Origin of the sequence: Nonomuraea sp. NPDC050547 (assembly GCF_044457345.1) — a bacterium.
Lineage (GTDB): Bacteria > Actinomycetota > Actinomycetes > Streptosporangiales > Streptosporangiaceae > Nonomuraea.
The window spans coordinates 172,453-186,293 of sequence record NZ_JBITGW010000007.1 but is presented as its reverse complement, the minus strand read 5'-3'; the positions used below and the strand labels follow the sequence as shown (position 1 = coordinate 186,293).

General features: G+C 71.6%; 12 protein-coding genes. 5 read left to right on the top strand and 7 right to left on the bottom strand.

Annotated elements, in window-relative coordinates; translation table 11 throughout:
- Positions 1-28 precede the first annotated feature (28 nt).
- The gene (locus ACIBHY_RS19300; protein ID WP_397246874.1) at positions 29-844 is read left to right on the top strand and encodes an SAM-dependent methyltransferase; all 816 of its coding nucleotides are present in this window, start codon (positions 29-31) and stop codon (positions 842-844) included.
- Here the strand turns inward: ACIBHY_RS19300 and ACIBHY_RS19295 are convergent.
- From ACIBHY_RS19295 to alaS, 4 genes are all read right to left on the bottom strand, one after another.
- Entirely contained in the window at positions 833-1,471 is a 639-nt protein-coding gene (locus tag ACIBHY_RS19295; RefSeq protein ID WP_397246872.1) for a YoaK family protein, read from the bottom strand. The genes ACIBHY_RS19300 and ACIBHY_RS19295 overlap by 12 nt on opposite strands.
- A gap of 92 nt (positions 1,472-1,563) precedes the next feature.
- Positions 1,564-3,054, bottom strand: a complete 1,491-nt coding sequence (locus ACIBHY_RS19290; protein WP_397307343.1) for an MFS transporter — start codon at positions 3,052-3,054, stop codon at positions 1,564-1,566.
- A gap of 79 nt (positions 3,055-3,133) precedes the next feature.
- Positions 3,134-3,529, bottom strand: coding sequence for a DUF1801 domain-containing protein (locus ACIBHY_RS19285; protein ID WP_397307342.1), 396 nt, complete (start codon positions 3,527-3,529; stop codon positions 3,134-3,136).
- 63 nt (positions 3,530-3,592) lie between these two features.
- On the bottom strand, positions 3,593-6,148 hold the full coding sequence (gene alaS, locus ACIBHY_RS19280; protein WP_397307341.1) for an alanine--tRNA ligase: 2,556 nt from the start codon (positions 6,146-6,148) through the stop codon (positions 3,593-3,595).
- A gap of 140 nt (positions 6,149-6,288) precedes the next feature.
- Here alaS and ACIBHY_RS19275 point away from each other — a divergent pair, with 140 nt between their 5' ends.
- Positions 6,289-7,020, top strand: a complete 732-nt coding sequence (locus tag ACIBHY_RS19275; protein WP_397246864.1) for a peptidylprolyl isomerase — start codon at positions 6,289-6,291, stop codon at positions 7,018-7,020.
- Between the two features lie 51 nt (positions 7,021-7,071).
- On the opposite strand, the gene ACIBHY_RS19270 is transcribed toward ACIBHY_RS19275, so the two are convergent.
- A complete protein-coding gene (locus ACIBHY_RS19270) occupies positions 7,072-8,145 on the bottom strand; it encodes a PucR family transcriptional regulator (RefSeq protein WP_397246862.1) in 1,074 nt (357 codons plus the stop codon).
- Between the two features lie 89 nt (positions 8,146-8,234).
- Here ACIBHY_RS19270 and ACIBHY_RS19265 point away from each other — a divergent pair, with 89 nt between their 5' ends.
- The 3 genes from ACIBHY_RS19265 to ACIBHY_RS19255 all read left to right on the top strand — a co-directional run bounded on the left by ACIBHY_RS19265 (position 8,235) and on the right by ACIBHY_RS19255 (position 11,939).
- Complete coding sequence (locus ACIBHY_RS19265; RefSeq protein WP_397246860.1) at positions 8,235-9,386, top strand: lactate 2-monooxygenase; 1,152 nt, start codon at positions 8,235-8,237, stop codon at positions 9,384-9,386.
- Entirely contained in the window at positions 9,383-10,165 is a 783-nt protein-coding gene (locus tag ACIBHY_RS19260) for a class II aldolase/adducin family protein (RefSeq protein WP_397307340.1), read from the top strand. The genes ACIBHY_RS19265 and ACIBHY_RS19260 overlap by 4 nt, the downstream gene beginning before the upstream one ends.
- Positions 10,166-10,298: 133 nt before the next feature.
- Complete coding sequence (locus ACIBHY_RS19255; RefSeq protein ID WP_397307339.1) at positions 10,299-11,939, top strand: hypothetical protein; 1,641 nt, start codon at positions 10,299-10,301, stop codon at positions 11,937-11,939.
- On the opposite strand, the gene ACIBHY_RS19250 is transcribed toward ACIBHY_RS19255, so the two are convergent.
- Positions 11,934-12,362, bottom strand: coding sequence for a MarR family winged helix-turn-helix transcriptional regulator (locus tag ACIBHY_RS19250; protein WP_397246854.1), 429 nt, complete (start codon positions 12,360-12,362; stop codon positions 11,934-11,936). The genes ACIBHY_RS19255 and ACIBHY_RS19250 overlap by 6 nt on opposite strands.
- Entirely contained in the window at positions 12,359-13,828 is a 1,470-nt protein-coding gene (locus ACIBHY_RS19245; protein ID WP_397307338.1) for an MFS transporter, read from the bottom strand. Before ACIBHY_RS19245 ends, ACIBHY_RS19250 begins: the two co-directional genes overlap by 4 nt.
- Between the last annotated feature and the right edge of the window lie 13 nt (positions 13,829-13,841).

Here is a 13,841-nt window from a genome sequence, read left to right as displayed (position 1 = left end):
AGTGACCGTCTGGACCTAAGATTTACCCATGTCGGCTGGCGAGCACGTCCCGGGCATCGATCCACACACGCCGAGCGTCGCGCGAATGTACGACTATTTCCTCGGCGGGAAGGACAACTTCGCCGCCGACCGCCAGGCCGCCGAGAAGATCGTGCGGCTGGTCCCCGAGATCACCGAGATCGCCCGCGCCAACCGCGACTTCCTCATCCGGGTGGTCCGCGTGCTGGTCGAGGCGGGGGTGCGGCAGTTCGTCGACATCGGCGCCGGTCTGCCCACGCAGCAGAACGTGCACGAGGTCGCGCTCGGCGCCGCCCCCGACTGCCGCATCGCCTATGTGGACAACGACCCCATCGTCCTCACCCACGCGCGCGCCCTGCTGGCCGACAACACGCGGACCATCGTCATCGACGCCGACCTCAGGCGGCCCGAGACGATCACCGGCCATCCGGAGATCCGCGCCCACCTCGACTTCGAGCGGCCGGTCGCGGTGCTGCTGTTCGCGATCCTGCACTTCGTCCCGTCCGACCTGGAGGCGGCCTCGATCGTGACCCATCTGCGCGCGTCGATGGCGGCCGGCAGCTATCTCGCCATGTCGCACGGCTATGCCGGTGACCTGGCCACCGAGACCGTCCGCGCCGGGCAGGCCGTCTACCGGTCGTCCTCGACGGGCTCCGTGGTCCCGCGCGGCGCCGACACGTTCGGCTCCTACTTCGACGGCCTTGACCTGCTGGATCCCGGCGTGGTCCCGGTCGACGCCTGGCGTCCCGAGTGGGAGGAGCACAAACCCGACTTCGGCAAGCCGGGCCTGCTCGGCGGCGTGGCCCGCGTGCCCTCAGCCGGATAGCCGCACCAGCACCGCGCTCACGGCGGCGAGCAGCACGGCGGCGACCGCCAGCGCGGCGGCGTCACCCACGCGCAGGTGCAGGAATCCGCCGATCAGCGCGCCGGTGAACATGGCCAGGATCGAGACCGCCCGCCGCCGGTTGGCGGTGCCGGGCGAGTCGGCGACCAGGCCGGTCAGCGTGGTGGTCAGCACCGTGGTGGTCATGTCGGGGATGCCGGTGTGGCGTACGGAGGCGTTCTGGATGCCCATGCCCAGTGCCAGCAGCACGATCACCACCGCGTCCGCCCCGGGCCCGGCCAGCACGAGAACGGCCGCGACGAGCAGTCCGAGATGCACCAGCGTGAACGCCGCGAACGACACCCCGCGCGCCACCCGCCCCGTCGCCCACGCCCCGAGCGCGAACGACGCGATGGCCAGCGGCGAGGCCCACAGGCTCGGTTCCGTGACCCCCGCCAGCGCGAACCCGACGAACACCACGTTGCCCGTCATGTTGGCCACGAACACGTTGCCCAGGCCGAGAAAGCTGACCGAGTCCACGATCCCCGTCACCACGGTGAGGACGACGAGCATGGCGGGCAGGACTCCGCGCTCCTCGCCGGGGAGCAGCCAGGCGGCGGCACTCTTCATCGCACCGCAGGCTAACCCCGCGCCACCGCCCGCCCGCGCCCCGACACGCGCTTGACCCCGGCCTGGTCGAGGCCGGGGTCAAGGATTCATCCTCAGTGGGTGGGCGTCAGCTCCCGCTCGGGAGCGGCGGGAGCTTCGGGAGCGGCGGCGGGCTTGCGGTCCCGGATGACCAGGACGGCGAGCAGGGCGGCCGCCGCGACACCGATCGCGCTCAGCGTGAAGGCGCTGGACATCGCGGTGGTGAAGGCGTCCCGGGCGGCGGTGGCCAGACCGGCGTCGCCGATGGCCAGGGCGTCGCCGATGGAGCTCTTGGCCGCGGCGGGGGCGCCGGCGGGCAGCGCGCCGGTGTAGCCGGAGGTGAGGATGCTGCCCAGGACGGCGATGCCGAGCGCGGCGCCGGCCTGCTGGATGGTGTCGTTGAGCGCGGAGCCGACGCCGGCCTGCTCCGGCGGGACGGTGCCCATCAGCGCGGCGATCGCGGCCGGCATGGCCAGCCCGCCACCGGCGCCCAGGACGAACAGCGCGACCGCCGTCAGCACGAAACCGGAGCCGGAGCCCAGGGAGGCCAGCAGGACGAAGCCGCCGGCCATGACCAGCATGCCCCCCGCGATCAGCGGCCGGTTGCCGATCTTGGCGCCCAGCCCGGCGCCGAGCCCGTTGAACACCAGCGAGGCGATGGCCATCGGGATGAAGGCCATACCGGCCTCGGTGGGCGTGTAGCCGAGCACGTACTGCAGGAACTGGGTCAGCACGAGCAGCAGCCCGCCGTTGCCGACCTGGACGAGGGTGAGGGAGAAGCTGGCGCCGGAGAAGGTGCGGTTGCGGAACAGAGCGAGCGGGACCATCGGGTACGGCGTCCGCAGTTCCCAGATCACGAAGGCGGCGAGCGAGACGACGGAGGTCACGAGGCTGACCCAGTTGAGGCCGTGCGGGAGGTCGATGATGGTCCAGACCAGGGTGACCATGCCGACGGCCGACAGGATCGCGCCGAGCGGGTCGGCCTTGGTGGCCGGGCCGCGGGACTCGGGCATGAGGACGAGCGCGGCGACGATGGCGATGGCGGCGATGGGGACGTTGATGAGGAAGACCGCACCCCACCAGAACCAGGCGATCAGCGCGCCGCCCAGGACGGGGCCGCCGACCAGGCCGAGCATGGCCACGGCCGACCAGGCGCCCATGGCCTTGCGCCGCTCCTCCTCGTCGAAGACGACGATCAGGATGGACAGCGTGCTCGGCATGATGAGCGCGCCGCCGATGCCCATGACGGCGCGGGCGGCGATCAGCGTGCCCGGGTCGGTCGCGAAGGTGGCGGCCAAGGAGGACAGCCCGAACAGGGCCAGTCCGATGATCATCACCCGGCGGCGGCCGAACCGGTCGGACAGACTGCCCGCGGTGAGCAGGAGACCGGCGAAGACCAGGATGTAGGAGTCCAGGATCCACTGGGCGTCCTGCGCGGTGGCGCCGAGGTCGACGGCCAGCGGCGGGATGGCCACCGTGAGGACCATGTTGTCGATGACGAGCACGAGTGTGCTCAGGCACAACACGATGAGGATGAGCCACCTGCGGGGGTTGCGGGCGTCCATGGGGTTGCCTCCAGCTGCGAAGTACGTCGTTCCCGTATGCGAACACTGTACCCACAGAGAACGGTGTGCGCAACAGGCGTCAGCCTTGGGCTTTGATCCGGCGCCAGCCTCCGGCCCGGTTGTTGGCGATGATCTGCCGGAGCATGGCCAGCAGGGCGGGCCTGTTGATCGGCTCGCCCTGCCGTACCGAGATCATCCTGGCGGTCTTGTTGCCGTGGCCCGCGGTGATGATGCCTTCGGGGTCGGGCACGATCGCGCCGTCGTACAGGAACACGTTGACGTGGTTCTTGGCCGCCAGCAGCGCGCAGACGTTGCCCTGCAGCACGAAGTACGGCAGGACGGTGCGCTTGACCGTCTCACTCAGCTCCGGGTCGGCGGCGTGGGCGAGGTCGCGCACCTCCTGGCAGATGGCCTGCTGCCACTCGGGCAGGTCATCGATGTAGGCGTCGACTCGCGGGTCACGGGTGTAGGACATCGTTCCTCCTCAGGTACGTCTTCACCCGGGACGTAGAAGCCGACGCCCCGTTCTCGACATGCTTCAGGCAAGCTCTTCGCGCAGGATCGCCAGCGCCCGCTCGACACCGGAGACGTCACGGCCACCGGCCACCGCGCGGCGTGGGTCCTTGCCGCCCGCGCCGCCGCCCACCGCACCGGCCGCCCGCCGGGCGATCTCCGGCGCGCCGGAGCCGCCCTCGGCCAGGTCGACCGAGAGCGCGACCGTCCTGCCGTCAGGCGAGCCGACCAGGCCGACCGCGCGAACGCCTGCCGCCAGCACCTCGCCGGCCAGGTGCCGCAGCGCCGCCTGGTCGCGCCCGTCACACCGGCGCACCACGACGCCGCCCTCGGCCCCGCGCGCCATGGCCGTCGCCAGCTCCCTGTCCAGCTCGGCCGCCAGCCTCCGGCGCTCGCGCTCGGCGCCGCGCGCGGACTCCCGCAGGCGCTCGATGCCGTCCGGCACCTCGCCCGGCTCGCTCTTGAGCAGGCGCGCGGCCGTACGCAGCAGCGCGCGCTGCCCGCTGGCCTCCTCGAACGCCGCCAGGCCCACCCGCGCCTCCACGCGCCGCAGGTTGGCGCCGATGGACGACTCGGCGGTGATGAGCACCTGGCCGATGTCGCCCAGCCGGGAGACATGGGTGCCGCCGCACAGCTCCATGGAGTGCTCTCCGGCCTTGACCACGCGCACGACGTCGCCGTACTTCTCGCCGAAGAAGGAGATCGCGCCCGCCCGCTTGGCTTCCTCGTAGCCGACTCTGGTGACCTCGACCGTCTGGTTGCCGAGGACCTCGGCCGCGATCAGCGCCTCGACCTCGTGGATCTGGTCGTCGGTGAGCGGCGCGTGGTGGTTGAAGTCGAAGCGCAGGTAGTCGGGGGCGACCAGCGAGCCCTGCTGCCGCACGTGCCCGCCGACGACCTCGTTGAGCGCCCAGTGCAGCAGATGGGTGCCGGTGTGGCTGCGCCGCAGCGCCGCGCGCCGGTCCCGGTCGACCTCCAGGCGCACCCGCTGGCCCGGCTCGAACGTGCCCTCCGCCACCTCGACCAGGTGGCGGATGACGCCGGGGACGGGCGCGTCGGTGTCGAGCACCCGGCCCCGGCCGGTCGGCCCTCGGACCTGGCCGGTGTCGCCGATCTGGCCGCCGCCCTCCGGGTAGAAGGGGGTGGCGTCGGCGTACAGCTCGGCGCGGCCCCTCTCGATCATGGTGACGCGCAGCAGGGTGGTGTCGGCCTCGGTGACCTCGTAGCCCAGGAATTCCGTGGTGCCGGACTCGTCCAGGACCTCCCGGCCGGTGCCGCTCGTGGTCGCGGCCTTCACGACTCTCGCGCCGGCCCGCTGGCGTTCCATGGCCGCGGCGAAGCCGTCCTCGTCCAGGGTCAGCCCGCGCTCGGCCGCGACCTCCCTCGTGAGCTCGATCGGGAAGCCGTGGGTGTCGTGCAGCAGGAAGGCGACCTCGCCGGAGATCTCCTCCCGCCCGGCCAGGCCGTCGAGCAGCCCGAGCCCCTGGGTGAGCGTCTCGTGGAAGCGGTGCTCCTCACGCTCCAGCGTCTCCTTGACCCGGTCGATCGTGCCGGCGAGCTCCGGATATCCCTGGCCCATGACCTGCGCGACCGCTCCGGCCATCCGCGGCAGCACTCCGGAGCGCGCCCCGGCTCGGCGCGCGTGCAGGGCCGCCCGCCTGATGATGCGGCGCAGCACGTACCCGCGCTCCCCGTTGCTCGGGACGACGCCGTCGGCCAGCAGAAACGTCATCGACCGCGCGTGGTCGGCGACGATGCGCAGGCTCACGTCACGCCCCTCGTCCATCCCGTACGGCCGGCCGCACGCCTCCTCCGCCGCCGAGATCAACCGCCGCAGCACATCGGTCTCGAACACCGACGAGCCGCCCCGCAGGATCGGCAGGATGCGCTCAAGCCCCGCGCCGGTGTCGATGTTGACCTGCGGCAAGGGCCGCAGAGAACCGTCGTCGAGCCGGTTGTAGGTCATGAAGACGAGATTCCAGATCTCCACGAACCGATCCTCGCCGCCGTGCGCGGGCCCGCCATCGGGTCCGAGCTCGGCGCCCATGTCGTAGAAGATCTCCGAGGAGGGCCCGCACGGTCCGGTGGGCCCCATCTCCCAGAAGTTGTCGCCGGTGAGCCGCTGGATCCGCGCGAAGGGCACCCCCGCGACCTCCCGCCACAGCTCGGCCGCCTCGCCGTCGCTCTCGTGCACGGTCACCCACAGCCGGTCGGGATCGATGCCGAGCACCTCGGTGAGGAAATCCCATCCGTATTCGATGGCCGTGCGCTTGAAATAGTCGCCGAAGCTGAAATTGCCGAGCATCTCGAAGAACGTGAGATGGCGCCTGCTGATGCCGATCACGTCGATGTCGTCGTGCTTGCCGCGGACGCGCACGCATTTCTGCGCGGTGGTCACCCGGCTGAAGCCGGGCCGTTCCTCGCCCAGGAAGTACGGCAGGAAGGGCACCATGCCCGCGTTGACGAAGAGCGGGGCGGCCGCGTGTGCCGGGATGAGACCTGCCGACGACCGGCGCTCGTGGGCGCGCGCGGTGAAATAGTCCAGGAACGCTGACCTGAGCCGGTCGGCGGTCATCGGCATTTCCGATCTCCCTTTTCGCTCGCTGATTTTCCGCCGAAGGTAGCAAGGCGAAGCCCGGGAACTCCTCTGGTTTTCCGGCTGTCGACGCCCATGCCTTGACGCCCTAGGGTTGATCCGTTGACAACCCCTGTGGAGGACAGATGTCGCTGGCACGACTCGCCTTAACCGCAGCGGCGACGGGCTCGCTGGTCGCGCTCGTGGCCACCCCCGCCTCGGCTGCCTCGGCCGACCGGCCGCCGAAGACGACCAAGGGCCCGTGCGCCTACACCCAGACGCCCGACGAGCCGCCGGCCCGCCGGGTGCACCTGCCGCCGGACCCGCGCCGTACCCCCACCCGGCCGGTCTCCGCCGTCCTGGAGACCAACCACGGCGACATCCGCCTCACACTCGACCCGGTCAAGGCGCCGTGCACCGTCCAGAGTTTCGTGCACCTGGTCAGGCACCGCTTCTACGACCGCACCTCCTGCCACCGCCTGACCGCCTACGACCGGCTGAAGGTGCTGCAGTGCGGCGACCCGAGCTTCACCGGCGAGGGCGGACCCGGCTACAAGTACAAGGACGAACTGCCGACCGACCTGCCGCCGTGGCCCGGCGATCCGACGGGGGTGCGCAAGACGTACGCGCGCGGCCTGCTGGCCATGGCCAACGCCGGGCCCAGCACCAACGGCAGCCAGTTCTTCCTGGTCATCGGCGACTCCGGGCTGGCGCCCAACTACACGGTCTTCGGAACCGTCGACGGCCCCGGCCTGGCCGCCCTCGACAGGATCGCGGCCGGCGGCATCCAGCCCACCCCGGGCGGCCCGACCCCGCCCGTGGACGGCAAGCCTGTCCTCCCCGCGGACATCAGGGACGCGAGGATCAGCCGCCGCTGACACCGGTCCTGCCGCGTTGGGGCTGCACCGGTACAGCCCCAACGCCGAGCTCTACCTGCGGACGTAGACGGTCTCCAGGGCCAGGAAGAGCTCGGCCGCCTGCCGCGGATGGTCGACCGAGCGGCCGGTGAGCTCCTTCACCCGGCCCAGCCGGTAGCGGACGGTGTTGCGGTGGCAGAAGAGCGCCTGCGCGGTACGCGCCGTCGAGCCGCCCTCCGCGAACCACGTGTAGGCGGTGGCCAGGAGGGCGTCCCGGTCATCGGCGGGCAGGTCGAGCAGCCTGCCGAGCACCCTGTGCGCCAGGTCGTCGGCGGTCTCCAGGCTGCTGGCCACCAGCGTGGCCACGGGGCGGTCGCCGTAGTGGGAGACGCCTTCGGCGCCCGCCGCCAGCGCCAGCCTGGCCAGCCGCAGCGCCGCCGCGGTCTGCGAGATCTGCTCGTAGGCGGGGCTCACCCCGTAACGTCCTCCCGTCAGCACGGGAAACGCCGCGTTCTCCGGCAGCGGCAGTACGGCCAGCCGCTCCGTCGGCAGGTGCCGCCACACCGCGGCGACCGGCATCCCCGCGGTGACCTCGGCGGCGATCACGTGGAAGCGCCCCCGGTGCGGCAGCCCGAGCGCGTCGGCGCTCTGCCGGATCCGCACCGGGTCGGTGCCCAGCAGGGCGTCGAAGAGCACGTCCCGATCCCGCCTGGCCCGCTGGTCGCGCTCGGCCTCCACCTCGCGGTAGGCGGTCCTGATGGCCTCCGACATGAGGTCGAGCCCGAGCCACATCTCACTCGCGCTGGCGATGAGGATCGCGTGCTCGTCGTCGCCCGCCTCGGCGACGAAGCTCTCCCACAGGAACTGGGTGCCCACCCGGTAGCTGTGCAGCAGCGCGGCGAGCGGCACGCCCCGCTCGGCGCGGCGGCGGGCGTTGGCCTCGGTGGAGGCGGTCGAGATCACCGCGCCCCCCGACAGGTGCGTGAGCGAGAGCCGCAACTGCTCGGCGCAGACCGCGGCCAGGTCGTCCGGCGGCACCACGGCCAGTTCGGCCTCCGCGGCGCGCACCCGTCTGGCCAGCTCGCCGCCCAGTTCCTCCACCCGCTCCAGCAGCCGCGCGCTCAGCGCCGCGAACCTGGGATCCACTCGCTCATTGTGCCACGACACAATCTGCCGAACCGGATTCGCGACCGGTGAACGTTGCCCGCCGGTGATCGGCGAGACAGGCTGGTCGGGTGGCCTATTCCGACTTTCAGCTCGAGATCTACCTCAACGGCCTGACCGGCGCGCTCCCGCCGTACTCGGTGGACCCGGCCAAGCTCCAGGAGGCCGCCCGCAGTCTGCTGGAGGAGGGCCCCTACTGGTACGTGGCCGGCTCGGCCGGCAGCGGCGAGACCGACGCGGCCAACCGGGCGGCGTTCGTGCGGCGCGCGATCGTGCCCAGGATGCTGCGCGAGACCACCGAGCGGGACCTGAGCACCGAACTGTTCGGCCGTACCTATCCCGCGCCGCTCGCGCTGGCGCCGATCGGCGTGCAGTCGATTGTGCACCCGCACGGTGAGCTGGCGACCGCTCGCGCCGCGGCCTCGCTGGGGCTGCCGACCATCCTGAGCACCGCCTCCTCGCACACGCTGGAGGAAGTGGCCGAGGCGGGCGGGCCGCGCTGGTACCAGCTGTACTGGCCGCACGACGACGAGGTCACGCTCAGCCTGCTGGATCGGGCCCGCAAGAACGGCTACGACACGCTCGTGGTCACCCTCGACACCTTCACGCTGGCCTGGCGGCCCAACGACCTCGACCGCGCCTACCTGCCGTTCCTGCGCGGGACCGGGCTCGCGATCCCGCTGTCCGATCCGGTCTTCCGGTCCCGGCTGGAGCGGCCCGTCGAGGAGGACCTCAACGCCGCGATCATGACGTGGGCGCCCATGTTCAACGGCCGCGCCCACACCTGGGACCAGCTCCCGCTCCTGCGCGACAACTGGGACGGGCCGATCGTCCTCAAGGGCGTCCAGCATCCGGACGACGCCCGGCGCGCCGCCGACGCGGGCATGGACGGTGTCGTCGTCTCCAACCACGGCGGCCGCCAGGTGGACGGCGCGCTCGGCTCGCTCGACGCGCTGCCCGGGGTCGTCGCGGCGGCCGGCGACGGGCTGACCGTGTTGTTCGACTCCGGGATCCGGTCCGGGGCGGACGTGGTCAAGGCGCTCGCGCTCGGGGCGCGGGCCGTACTCCTTGGCCGCCCTTACGTCTGGGGGCTGGCGTGCGGCGGCGAGGACGGCGTGCGGCACGTCGTGCGCGCGCTGCTCGCCGACCTCGACCTCACTCTTGGCCTGGCGGGCTTCCGCACACCGGCCGAACTCGACCCGTCGATCCTGGAGGAACGATGAACCTGGAGCCCATCCCGACCGACCAGTTGTCCTTCCCCCTGCCGGCGAAGTTCGACGACGTGGCCGACGAGCGGCGCCACCGACAGGAACGCCTGGTCGCCGCGCTGCGGCTGTTCGGCCGCTTCGGCTTCGAGGAGGGCGTCGCCGGGCACATCACCGCCCGCGACCCGGAGCACACCGACCATTTCTGGGTCAACCCGTTCGGCATGACCTTCAAGCACATCAAGGTCAGCGACCTCATCCTGGTCAACCACGAGGGCCAGGTCGTCCACGGCCGCCATCACGTCAACCAGGCCGCGTTCGCCATCCACGCGATGGTCCACCAGGCCCGCCCCGACGCCGTCGCCGCCGCGCACTCACATTCCGTGTACGGCAAGGCCCTGTCCTCACTCGGCGCCATGCTGGAACCGCTCACCCAGGACGCCTGCGCCTTCTACGAGGACCACGGCCTGTTCGACGACTACACCGGCGTCGTGGTGGAGACCGAGGAGGGCCGCAGGATCGCGACGGCGCTCGGCTCCCACAAGGCCGTCATCCTGCGCAACCACGGCCTGCTGACCGTGGGCGACTCGGTGGACGCCGCCGCCTGGTGGTTCATCACGATGGAGCGCTCGTGCCAGGCGCAGCTGCTGGCGAAGGCCGCGGGCCCGACCGTGCAGATCGACCACGACCAGGCCAAGCTCACCCACGGCCAGATCGGCAACGACTTCGTCGGCTGGCTCAACTTCCAGCCTCTCTACGAGCAGATCATCCGCACCGATCCCGACCTTTTCGACTGATTTTTCGCCTTAAGATCACCACATCGTCACTCGCCTCCGGGCCGCCGTCGGCCGATACCGCTTCGGCCGGACGGCGGCCGTCATCGTCACCCTCTACCTGACCGCCGCGACCGCCGCCGGGGTGCACGCCGTCGTGTCCGGCGACCTTCGGGTGCTGTCGATGGCCACGCTCTGGGTCGGCCCCTTCGCGGTGGCAGACTGGCTGGGGCCCGTGCTCGCCGGGATCTGCGGACTCAACGCCTGGGCGCTGTGGCAGGTCCTGCGCGGTCCGGCGCTGCCGCGCGCGGCGAACCTGCCGCCGAGCGTGGTCTGGCTCCGGCGCCTGATCTACGCGGGCATCGTCGGCGACCTGGGCCTCTGGGAGCTCGTCGAAGAGCTGTCCGACACCGTGGAGGACTTCGCGAACGCGGGCCTGTGGGCCGCCACGGTGATCCTGCTACTCCACGTCATCTCCGGGATTCCGGTGTGGTTCCGTGCCGTCGCCATCGCGCTCTGCCTGGTCGACCTGGTGCCGCTCCCCCTCGGGAACGAGCCCGCCGGAGTGATCGACCTGCTCGCGGCGCCGGGTTTCGCCTGCATGGTGATGATCCTCATCGGGCAGCGCCGCGACAGTCGCTGGAGCGGCGCCACGATCGGCATCGGGCAGCTCAGCCTCGTCGCCCGGCTGGGCCTGCCCGTGCTCACCCTTCTCCCCCGCTCCGAGAACCTGCTGTTCGGCGGCGTCGGACTCCTGTTCAGCGCGCTCTACGTTCTCTCCACGGTGTGGCTGGCGCGTACCGCGCACGAGCTCGCCCGTCCCGCCGCCGTGAGGCCGGCGACCGGCCGCCCCTCACGGCTGGCCGTGGCGCTCGCGCTCGCCCTGCCGCTCGTCGTGGTCGGCACCGAGGAAAGTGCCAGGTTCAGCTTCACCGCCGCGCAAGAGCCCTGCCCCTCGTACGCGAGCACCCGTCCGGAGGACCGGCGGCGCGCCTTCCTCTGCCTGGCCAGGACCGGCGACATGTTCCCCGCGGACCAGCCCGACCAGCGCGTCCTCGCGCACGGAACGGACATGTGCGCGTTGCCCCAAGCCAAGGACCGCGCCGAGCGGCTCCGGCTGGCAGGCGGTGCGGCCGAGCCGCACGACCTCGCCGCCGCCCTGAACTTCCTGTGCCCGGCCGTCGTCCTCCGGCAGAAGGCCGACGAGGTACTCGAACAGGCCGAGCAGCTCAGGCAATACCAGGTCCGGGAGGCCGCGTGGCAGGCCGAGATGGCCAGGATGAACGCCCACTGCTCCGACCCCTGGCCGAAGGTGCGGGCCGAACGGCAGGGCACCGCCGCGTACATGCTGTTCGAAGGCGGCGGCTACGACGTCTACGACGAGATCGAAGCCCCGGGCGGCGACTTCTTCAAGGCCGTCGACGACGGCTTCATCGACGCCGTGGGCAGCAGTGCCGCCATCACGACGTTCGGCGAGAACGAGCCGATGTGCCTCACGCTCAAGGCCTTCGGCAAGGCGCCGCCGCTCCGGCTCAAGGGCTGGGACAGGGTGGTCGAGGTGGGGATCGCCAGCCGTACCGGCCGGTTGGGGGTGGCGCGATACTCCGAGGGCGGCGACAGCGGCGCGCTCGGCCCGCTCCCGGACCTGGCCGCGGGTCCGGGCCGGTACCGGATGCGCGTGTACGCCCGCGAGCTCGCATGGGAGGGGAAGGAAGCCGACGCCCCCGACGAGGAACACCTGATCGTCGTCTACCCCGGCAGCTCCATCAAGAAGATCGCCCACGTCCCCTGGTCATGACGGGGTGCGCAGGCTGGTCATGATGCGGTCGAGGGCGGCCAGGTCGCCGGGGTCCAGGGCGAGCATGGAGCGTGGCGGGCGGGCCAGGATGCGCTCGGCCGCCTCTGCGGCGGCCGTCCCCTCCGGGGTGAGAGTGACGATCTTGCTGCGCCGGTCGTCGGGAGAGACGCTGCGGGTCACGTAGCCGCGCTGCTCCAGATCGTCCACCATCAGCGTGGTGTACGGCTTGTCGGTCGACAGGTCGGCGGTCAGCTCCCGCATGGTCTTCGGCCCGGCCAGCAGCCGGCGCAGCGCCTTGACCCGGAAGAAGCTCACGCCGAGCGTCTCGGCCACCTCCTTGCGACGGTCCTCCTGCCGCAGGACGAGGTCGTACATGGCGGCCCAGACGCGGGCCACCGCCTCCTGGTCGGGGGTGTCGTTCATGGGGCGTCCGCCGTTCTGTCGGGAGCTTGGGCGAGCCGTTCGGCGGTACGGGCGGCGCTGCGGCGGGCCCAGCCGGTCGTGGTCAGGATACCGAGCAGCACGATGGCCGCCCCGCAGCCGACGATGACCCACCAGCCGATACGGCTGGCCGCCGGGAACCCGGCCGCGAACGGTCCGGCCACCGCCGACGTGACCAGGGAGCCGATGACCGCGACACCGAGCGACTGGCCGATCTGGCGGCTCGTGGACGCCACGGCCGCGGCCACACCGGCCTGGGTACGCGGCATGCCGGACACGGCGGTGTTCGTGATCGGCGCGTTCAGCATGCCGAAACCCACCCCGAACAGCACGTACGCGGCCATGAGCCGCCAGGTCGGCGTGTCCGCCGCCAGCCCCGTCATGATCAGGCCGCTGGCCCCCATGGTGGCCCCCGCCACCAGCAGCGGGACGCGGGTCCCGGCGTTCCCGACGATCCGGCCCGACAGCGGCGAGCAGACCAGGGTCAGCCCGGCCATGGGCAGCGTGTAGAGGCCGGCCTGCAGCGCGGACAGGCCCAGCACGTCCTGCAGATAGAGCGTGTTCACGAACAGGAAGCCGGCGAAGGCGGCGAACCCGCACACCGCGATCACCGTGGCCCCCGCGAACGGCGCACTCCGGAAGAAGCGCAGGTCGATCAGGGGTTCGGTTCGGCGCAGCTCGTACGGCACCAGACAGGCCAGCGCCAGCGCCGCGACCGCGAACCCACCGAGCGTCCGCGGCGACCCCCACCCGGCCGCCGGCGCCTCGATGAGGGTGTACGTCAGGACGGCCAGCATCACGATGACCAGCACCTGCCCGACCGGGTCCACCCGGCGCGGGCGCGGCGCCCGCGACTCCGGCACGAACCGCGCGCACAGGAAGAACGCGGCCACCCCCACCGGGATGTTGATCCAGAAGATCGCCCGCCACCCGGCCGAGTCCACCAGCGCGCCGCCGACCAGCGGCCCCAGCGCCATGCTGATACCGACCACGCCGCCCCACACGCCGATGGCCCGCGCCCGCTCGCGCGGCTCGGTGAAGGTGTTCGTGATGATCGACATGGCCACCGGGTTGAGCATGGAACCACCGACGGCCTGCAGCGCCCGAGCCGCGATCAACCAGCCGAGGCCGGGCGCGAGCGAGCACATGAGCGAGCCGAGCGTGAACAACGCCAGCCCCATCTGGAACGTACGGCGCCGGCCGACCCGGTCACCGGTCGAGCCGGCCAGCATGAGCAGGCTCGCCAGCACCACGGTGTAGGCGTCGATGATCCACTGCAGACCGGAGACGGAGGCGTTCAGGTCGCGGCGGATGGCGGGCAGCGCGACGTTCACGATCGTGTTGTCCAGGCCGACGATGAACAGACTCATACAGCAGATCGCCAGGACGAGCATCCGCTGACGGGGGCTCAGCGCGAGGGCGACGGGCGTCCTACTGGTTATAGGCATACAACGATTATAT

Excerpts from the sequence above, each read along its gene's own strand:
- ACIBHY_RS19300 (WP_397246874.1), top strand. The coding sequence starts at position 29 with ATGTCGGCTGGCGAGCACGTCCCGGGCATCGATCCACACACGCCGAGC.
- ACIBHY_RS19295 (WP_397246872.1), bottom strand. The coding sequence starts at position 1,471 with ATGAAGAGTGCCGCCGCCTGGCTGCTCCCCGGCGAGGAGCGCGGAGTC.
- ACIBHY_RS19290 (WP_397307343.1), bottom strand. The coding sequence starts at position 3,054 with ATGGACGCCCGCAACCCCCGCAGGTGGCTCATCCTCATCGTGTTGTGC.
- ACIBHY_RS19285 (WP_397307342.1), bottom strand. The coding sequence starts at position 3,529 with ATGTCCTACACCCGTGACCCGCGAGTCGACGCCTACATCGATGACCTG.
- alaS (WP_397307341.1), bottom strand. The coding sequence starts at position 6,148 with ATGCCGATGACCGCCGACCGGCTCAGGTCAGCGTTCCTGGACTATTTC.
- ACIBHY_RS19275 (WP_397246864.1), top strand. The coding sequence starts at position 6,289 with ATGTCGCTGGCACGACTCGCCTTAACCGCAGCGGCGACGGGCTCGCTG.
- ACIBHY_RS19260 (WP_397307340.1), top strand. The coding sequence starts at position 9,383 with ATGAACCTGGAGCCCATCCCGACCGACCAGTTGTCCTTCCCCCTGCCG.
- ACIBHY_RS19250 (WP_397246854.1), bottom strand. The coding sequence starts at position 12,362 with ATGAACGACACCCCCGACCAGGAGGCGGTGGCCCGCGTCTGGGCCGCC.
- ACIBHY_RS19245 (WP_397307338.1), bottom strand. The coding sequence starts at position 13,828 with ATGCCTATAACCAGTAGGACGCCCGTCGCCCTCGCGCTGAGCCCCCGT.